At 62.5% G+C, this 7027-nt stretch carries 10 protein-coding genes; 6 read left to right on the plus strand and 4 right to left on the minus strand.

The genetic code is table 11. From position 1 onward, the window contains the following. Nucleotides 1-735: GGDEF domain-containing protein (locus L995_RS25895; RefSeq protein ID WP_047474179.1), on the plus strand; the 735-nt coding region annotated here is incomplete at its 5' end. Nucleotides 736-846: 111 nt separating this feature from the next. On the opposite strand, the gene L995_RS25900 is transcribed toward L995_RS25895, so the two are convergent. Next, nucleotides 847-1026, minus strand: coding sequence for a CsbD family protein (locus L995_RS25900; protein WP_016446836.1), 180 nt, complete (start codon nucleotides 1024-1026; stop codon nucleotides 847-849). A 132-nt stretch (nucleotides 1027-1158) separates the two neighbouring features. Further along, nucleotides 1159-1575: an Arc family DNA-binding protein gene (locus tag L995_RS25905; protein WP_237426644.1), complete on the minus strand. Its 417-nt coding sequence runs from the start codon at nucleotides 1573-1575 to the stop codon at nucleotides 1159-1161. Nucleotides 1576-1689: 114 nt separating this feature from the next. Here L995_RS25905 and L995_RS25910 point away from each other — a divergent pair, with 114 nt between their 5' ends. Beyond that, nucleotides 1690-2082, plus strand: a complete 393-nt coding sequence (locus L995_RS25910; protein WP_016446834.1) for a hypothetical protein — start codon at nucleotides 1690-1692, stop codon at nucleotides 2080-2082. A 24-nt stretch (nucleotides 2083-2106) separates the two neighbouring features. Here the strand turns inward: L995_RS25910 and L995_RS25915 are convergent, their stop codons facing one another. Both L995_RS25915 and L995_RS25920 read right to left on the minus strand, forming a co-directional pair. Continuing rightward, complete coding sequence (locus L995_RS25915) at nucleotides 2107-3408, minus strand: UDP-N-acetylglucosamine 1-carboxyvinyltransferase (protein ID WP_047474173.1); 1302 nt, start codon at nucleotides 3406-3408, stop codon at nucleotides 2107-2109. Between the two features lie 137 nt (nucleotides 3409-3545). Further along, nucleotides 3546-4025 (minus strand): GNAT family N-acetyltransferase, encoded by a 480-nt coding sequence (locus L995_RS25920; protein WP_016446832.1) that lies wholly within the window; start codon nucleotides 4023-4025, stop codon nucleotides 3546-3548. 266 nt (nucleotides 4026-4291) lie between these two features. On the opposite strand from L995_RS25920, the gene L995_RS25925 reads away from it, so the two are divergent. The 4 genes from L995_RS25925 to L995_RS25940 all read left to right on the plus strand — a co-directional run bounded on the left by L995_RS25925 (nucleotide 4292) and on the right by L995_RS25940 (nucleotide 6848). After that, nucleotides 4292-4477, plus strand: a complete 186-nt coding sequence (locus tag L995_RS25925) for a hypothetical protein (protein ID WP_017405224.1) — start codon at nucleotides 4292-4294, stop codon at nucleotides 4475-4477. Nucleotides 4478-4773: 296 nt separating this feature from the next. After that, nucleotides 4774-5847, plus strand: coding sequence for a linear amide C-N hydrolase (locus L995_RS25930; RefSeq protein WP_016446829.1), 1074 nt, complete (start codon nucleotides 4774-4776; stop codon nucleotides 5845-5847). Between the two features lie 262 nt (nucleotides 5848-6109). After that, nucleotides 6110-6529: a hypothetical protein gene (locus tag L995_RS25935; RefSeq protein WP_047474175.1), complete on the plus strand. Its 420-nt coding sequence runs from the start codon at nucleotides 6110-6112 to the stop codon at nucleotides 6527-6529. A gap of 121 nt (nucleotides 6530-6650) precedes the next feature. Then, complete coding sequence (locus tag L995_RS25940) at nucleotides 6651-6848, plus strand: hypothetical protein (protein ID WP_047474176.1); 198 nt, start codon at nucleotides 6651-6653, stop codon at nucleotides 6846-6848. The last annotated feature ends 179 nt before the right edge of the window (nucleotides 6849-7027 follow it).

The raw sequence follows: 7027 nt of genomic DNA on the forward strand, positions 1-7027 counted from the left end.
CCGCGTCTGGAGAGAATGCTCTACTGGTCCTACGTGGTGTTTGCCGGCTACACCGCCGCCCGGCCGCTGCTGGTGCTGGCCCTGGGCAGCACCGACCTCAATGAGATTGCTCGCTCCACCTACTGGCTGGTGACTCTGGTCAGCACGCTGTCGTTTGCTCTGCTGTTCACCCTGATGCTGCTGGCCTGCACGGTGCGCGATGTCTTCACCGCGCTGCGCCAGGAGCGCAACCACGACTCGCTGACCAACCTGCTCAACCGTCGCGCCTTCCAGGAGGCCGCCGAGCTGCGCCTGGCCGATTCGCACATGGCGCCGGTTTCCGTGCTGATCGGCGACATAGACCACTTCAAGCGCATCAACGACAGCTGGGGCCATGACTGTGGCGACCGCGTTCTGCAGGCCGTGGCAAGGACCTTGCAGCAGCATGTGCGCAGCGACGATCTGGTCTCACGCTTTGGCGGCGAGGAATTCGTGCTGCTGCTGATGCGCACCACGCCCGAGGAGGCCGAGCGCGTGGCCGAGCGCATACGCGCTCAGCTCAGCGCGGACGGCTATGTGCTGGCAGCCGGCCAGCGGATCACCATCAGCTTCGGCATCGCCCCCGTGGCCGCCAACACCGCCCTGACCGATGCGCTGACGCGCGCCGACGCCCTGCTCTACTCCGCCAAGCAGGCAGGCCGTGACCGTGTGCACGTGGCCGCGGACCCCGGCCGCAAGCTGCCCCAGACCGCCTGACAAAGGAAGCAAGGAACGCCTTGCTCGGGCTTGCGCCCGTCAAAACTCGCTGAAAAGAAAAGCCCGCCGGGCAGTGGCGGGCTTGTTCGTCATCAAGGCAGCGTGGGCGCCTTACTTTTTCGCATCCTTCAGGGCTTCCTTCACATCGCCCAGCTTTTTCTGAGCCGTGCCTTCGACCTGCTTGGCAATGCCCTTGGCCTGCTGTTCGGGGCTGTCGATCAACTCGCCAGCCTTTTGCTGCACCTTGCCTGCGGCATCCTTGAGCGTGCCCTTGATCTGATCCGTGTTCATAGCTGCGTCCTTTGCTGCAAGAGCTTCTAAAAAAGGGATGGATCCTTGCAGACCCGACGCAACGATAAGCGCGCCCCGCAAGGACAGGCGCCAGCGCTCGGCAACGATGAGCGTGGTCTCAGGCCTACAGCCTCATCTCTTCCCCGGAGCGCGGCCTGCCGCCATGCCTGTTTCGGAGCGCAGGCGTTTCAGTGCCTCGTCCACCACCGCTTCCTTGTGCGCCTCGAACAGGCCTGCCGCAGCGTCCTTGTGCTCTTGCAGCAACTGGCACAGGCGCGAAATTTCCTCTCTCAATCCCGCCGCACCCTGCTCGATCTCGGCCTGGTCGGCATCGCCGGCTTCGTCCAATTCGAAGCTGCGCCGTATGCGCGCAACGATTTCTGCATTCATGGAACGGTGGCCGGCCTTTGCCGCTTCCGAGATGCGATCACGCATGCCATCCGGAAAACGGACGATGAAGCGCTCCTGGGTTTCGCTGGGAAAGGGTTTGCGTTGCATTGCGCGATGGTACCTGCCGGATGCAAATTCAGATTCATGCCTAGTTGACATGATTCCAAGTTGGCATAAAACTCGAAACGACCCGCCCGGGGGCTGTGCAAGCCCACATCCACGCCCTCGAACCACCAGCCCTGAATCCAGGACACATTGCGCAAGGACAGAACCATGCCGGACACAGACATGCCAGCCTCCGTGCATCCTGCGCAGGCCGTCGCCAGCCCGCCCGACCCGGAGACCCTGGCAACAGATGCGCTATGCCACATCAGCGCAGCGCTGAGCGTGCTGGAAATGCATGTGGAAAGATCCAGCCGCGCCATGGTGATCGGTGTCCGCGACCTGCTGCGCGGCTATCACCTCAAGGCGGACCGCGCCGCTGCCGAGCAACCGGTGGAGGCCCTGGCCAGCAGCGTGCTGCCACAGATGTCCGCCGACCTTCAAGGCCTGCTGGAAATCATTGACCGCGTGAACGACGACGAGACGGACGACCCCATCCTCTATGCCGTGAGCTACCTGCTCAGGGCGGCCAAGAGATTCTCGGATGCGGCGCCGCAGGCCTAGCAGCCTGCGCATCGCCGCTTTCCATCACTCTTCGTTGGTCCACTCCACCCGAGCGCCCAGACTGCGCAGGTTCTCCACGAAGTGCGGATGCGCACGGCGAATCGGCGTGGCGTTGCGGATCTCCGAGCGGCCCTCGATGCTGCTGGCGACCATGAACAGCGCAATCGCCACGCGGATGATGTAGGGGCTCTCCACCACGGCCGGCGTCAGCGGATTGCCGCCGAAGGTGACCACACGATGCGGGTCCGAAGAAAACACATGGGCGCCGAACTTGGACAGCTCGCCCGTCCAGCCCAGCGCGCCGTCGTAGATCTTGTTCCAGAACAGCGCATTGCCCTGCGCATGCACGCCCAGCGCAATGAAGATGGGCAGCAGATCCACCGGAAAGTACGGCCAGGGAGCGGCTTCCACCTTGGTAAGCACATTGCTGGTGAACGGCGTCTGCACCTTCAGCGGCCCCGAGCGCAGCGCGCGTGACCAGCCGTTCTTGTGCTCCACCTGCACGCCAAACTTGGCGAAGGTGCGGTCGATCAGCGGAAAGTTGTCCGGCGTGCTGTTGCGCACCTCCACATCGCCGCCCGTGATCGCGCCCAGCGCGAGAAAGGTGGTGATCTCGTGGAAGTCTTCCTCGAAGGTGAACTCGCCGCCGCTCAGCGGTGCGCCGCCACGCACCGTCAGCCGCGAGGTGCCGATGCCGTCGATGTCGGCGCCCATCATCACCATGAAGCGGCAGAACTCCTGCACATGCGGCTCGCAGGCCGCATTGGTCAGCATGGACTCGCCCTGCGCGGCCACGGCGCACAGCACGAAATTCTCTGTCGCCGTGACGGAGGCGTAGTCCAGCCAGTGGCGCACGGCCTTGAGCGGCTGTGCGCTGTGGATCAGCAGCGAGCCGCTGGCGCGCTCCACCTCACCTCCGAAGGAGCGGAAGATGTCCACGTGCGGATCGATCTCACGCACGCCCAGCGTGCAGCCCTTGACGTTGTCCTCCAGCCGCGCCACGCCAAAGCGCGCCAGCAGCGGCGGCACCAGCATGATGGAAGAGCGCATCTCCTCCGGCAGGCGATGCGACGATGCATCAAAGCGCGTATCGCGATGATGCAACTGCAGCGTGCGTGTGGTTTCGTCCAGTTCCACCTCGCTGCCCAGCGTGCGGAAGATGTCCAGGATCTTGCGCACATCGGTGATGTCCGGCACGCCATGCAGCCGCAGCGGCTGATCGGTCAATAGCGTGGCGCACAGGATCGGCAACACGGCATTCTTGTTGGCGGAAGGAACGACGCGGCCGCGCAAGGGCGTGCCGCCGTGGACGATGAGATTGGACATGGGGGTGCAGCGCAAGCAGCGAAAGGACAACGCGTGATTCTAGGGTTGCCAAGCCCCCCCGGCGGACCTGCATCGGCTGCGCGCACCCGCTGTTTCAACAGGTTTCTTCTCTGGATCGCCAACCCGACAACAAAGCGTCAGGCTCTGCCCTGGAGTTCGTGCCCGTAGACGATGAAGCCACGATGCTCGGCCACCTGGTCATACAGCGCACGGCCCGCTTCGTTGGAAGACTGCGTCTGCCAGTAGACACGGCGCGCTCCCGCCAGGGATGCCTGCTCGTAGACCGCGCGGATGAGCGACTTGCCTATGCCCTGCTTGCGCCGGCGTGCATCGGCAAACAGATCCTGCAAATAGCACACGGGCTCCAGCCGCGTGGTGCTGCGGTGGAACAGGTAGTGCGCCAGGCCCACCAGTTCACCCTCGCTCTCTGCCACCAGCGCAAACACCGGCTCCAGCGGATTGAGAAAGCGCTCCCAGGTCGCCTGCGTGATGTCCTCGGGCAGCGCCGTCTCGCCAGCGCGCCCGTAAAAGGCGTTGTAGCCCTGCCAAAGAGGAAGCCATTGCTGATGGTCCGCCTGTGCAACGGGCCGGATCTGAAGCGTGGGAACGGAGGACATGGAACTCCTGGCAAATGAGATGGGGATCCCGAATTCTAGGGACTGCCAGCCGCCGCAAAGCCGTTGCCGACGCGCTGCTCACACCTGTGAAGACCTGCGGACAGGCCGCACAGCACGTGCGCAAAACACATACGCAGCGTACAGACCCGGCCTACATGCGGCCACAAACTTGACCCGCACGGAAACGCCGCGAAACCAATTGAAATAGATCCCGTCAGACGCCACGCTCCCCAAAGGCTTCCGAAATCACATGACGGAGATACAAGATGCATCGAGTCGTTCCCACAGAAAGCTTCAACCCGGACCCGGATGCCCGCTACCACCGCAGCCTGCTGGAAGCCTTTCCCGTGCGCGGCGGCCAGCAGTTGTTGCTGCTGCGCATGGAGCCAAGGCCTCTGCTGGAACGCCTTTCAATGCTTGGGCTGCGCATTCTGAACCGCATCCGCAATTGAACTGGCAAGAACCACCAAACACTCCCGAGAGCTGCACGATGCGCCACCTCTTCCTCGTATTCCTGTGGTCTGCAATCTGCGCCATCTCCTTTGCGGTGGCGATGCTGGCCAGCCCCATGTTCAGCCACGCCATCTGACAGCGGTGCCCTCTGCACCCGCATGCGCGCAGGCCCATGCGCGGCATCTCCAATGACCGCCAGTTTGCCGGCCCGCCTTTTCACAAGGCGGCCATTTCTGACCTGGGTACGAATGACGCACTACACTGCGCCAGTCCATTTGCCTGCAAAGGAGTTGCCATGAAGAAACGCAGACTGCAGATTCACCCCGTAGTGGGCGCATTGCTGATGGGAATTGCCGGCCTTACGGCCCTGCCCAGCACCTGGGCCTGCACCCGCCTTGTCTTTCTTGGTGCGAATGGCCAGGTCGTCACCGCGCGCTCCATGGATTGGAAAAGCGACATCGTCAGCAATCTCTGGGTGCTCCCGCGTGGAATGGAGCGCTCAGGCAAGGCAGGCCCCAACTCGTTGCGCTGGACGTCCAAATACGGAAGCGTCATCACCTCGGGCTATGACGTCTCCACCACCGATGGAGTCAATGAAGCCGGCCTCAACGCCAACCTGCTCTGGCTGGTGGAGTCCCAATACCCGGCCTTCGGTGCGGGCAGCAAGCCTGGCCTGACCATTGCAGCCTGGGCGCAATACGTGCTGGACAACTTCGCCACCGTCCAGGAAGCCGTTGCGGCGCTGGAGAAAGAACCTTTCACCATCGTCTCCGACAACGTTCCCGGAGAGAACCGGCTGACGACGCTGCATCTCTCGATGTCCGACGCCAGCGGCGACAGCGCCATCGTCGAGTACATCAATGGCCGGCAGGTGATACATCACGGCCGGCAATACCAGGTCATGACCAATTCACCGACGTTTGATCAGCAGTTGGCTCTCAACACCTATTGGCAGCAAGTGGGCGGCACCACCATGCTGCCCGGCACCAATCGCGCCGCCGATCGATTTGCCCGCGCATCCTTCTACGTCAACGCCATCCCCAAAAGTCAGGACCCCAACAAGGCGCTGGCCAGCGTCTTCAGCGTGATCCGCAACGCCTCGGTGCCCTACGGCCTGAATACGCCGGAGGAGCCCAATATCTCGTCAACCCGCTGGAGAACCGTTTTCGACCACCAGCGCAAGCTCTACTTCTTCGAATCAGCGTTGACGCCAAATACCTTCTGGATAGACCTCAAGGCACTCGACTTCAGCCAGAAAACCGGCAAGGTTCTCAAGCTGGATCTGGGCCCAGACCAGAACCACACCTTCTCGGGCGATGCCACGCGGCAGTTTCAGGAATCATTACCGTTTCAATTTCTAGGCATCTAGGGAAGAGGAAAAAGCGAGCAGAAACACCAAATCAACAACGGCCGCTGGCGGCCCCCAACTTTGCACGGTGCCTGCAGGCATCACAACCATGACCGTTACCGTCATCGGCGGGGGCGGCGCGACGGAAGGACCTGTCAATGCAGGCCTCGGCACCGATCGGAGTTCTTCCTGCAAACCACGCCCGTCGGGTGCGCCCAGGCGGAAAATCATCTGGTAGCCTGCATGCAAGCGAGGCGATCAGTGCCTCTTAGAAAGGATCAGCATGCTTTCCAGAATTTGCGCAGCTGCATTTTTCGCTGCCATCACGCTTGTACAAATGCCGGCGATCGCCCAGGCGGACGTTCCGTCCACTGCGGTGACCTTCAAGAAAGGCACGTCGGACGCGACTGTCCAAGGCAAGCTCCAAGGCAACAAGGAGCAGGCGCGCGACTACATAGTGCGTGCGGTTGCCGGGCAGAAGATGACCGTGCACATGGAGACGAAATCCACCTCCACCTACTTCAACGTGCTGCCGCCCGGCAGCGAGGAAGCGCTGTACCGGGGCGAGGTGGCAGACGGCCCCACATGGACCGGTGCATTGCCCGCCAGCGGTGACTACCGTGTGCGTGTCTTCCTCAACCGCGCAGCCGCCCGCCAGGGCAAGTCATCGGCGTACGCGCTCAAGATTTCCGTAGTGGATTGACGTAGCGCGGTGTCCAGACGGTCCACAACCTGCTCGTCCCGCAGACACGCGCAACACATGCTCGGCTTGTTCGAATCCTGCTCGGCCAGCTCAACGAAGCCGGCAGCCTCTGACCAAGAACATGCTCCGCGGCCGCTTCGACGCCGCTCGGGATGCCGCCGGCATTCCCAAGGCGCAGTTCCAGCCACGGGGCCTGCGCGCCACGGCCGCCAACACGTTGGATGACGACGGCGGGATACGGCTGGAGCACACGACGGAGCGCATGACCGCCCAGTACATCCGCCACAAGGTGGGCAAGAAGGTGAAGCCCGTTCGGTGAATTGCGGAACACGCCCAGAGTTGCGGAACGCGGCCTGGAAATTTCGGCCCCATCTTGCTACTTCTTCGATAGCAAAGAAAAAAGGCCTCGTATTGCTACGAGGCCTTGTGTTCTTTGGTGGGTCCTGCGAGATTCGAACTCGCGACCAACGGATTAAAAGTCCGATTCACCGAAATAGG

The organism is Delftia sp. ZNC0008 (assembly GCF_000799035.1).
In the GTDB taxonomy this organism is placed as follows: domain Bacteria; phylum Pseudomonadota; class Gammaproteobacteria; order Burkholderiales; family Burkholderiaceae_C; genus Comamonas; species Comamonas tsuruhatensis.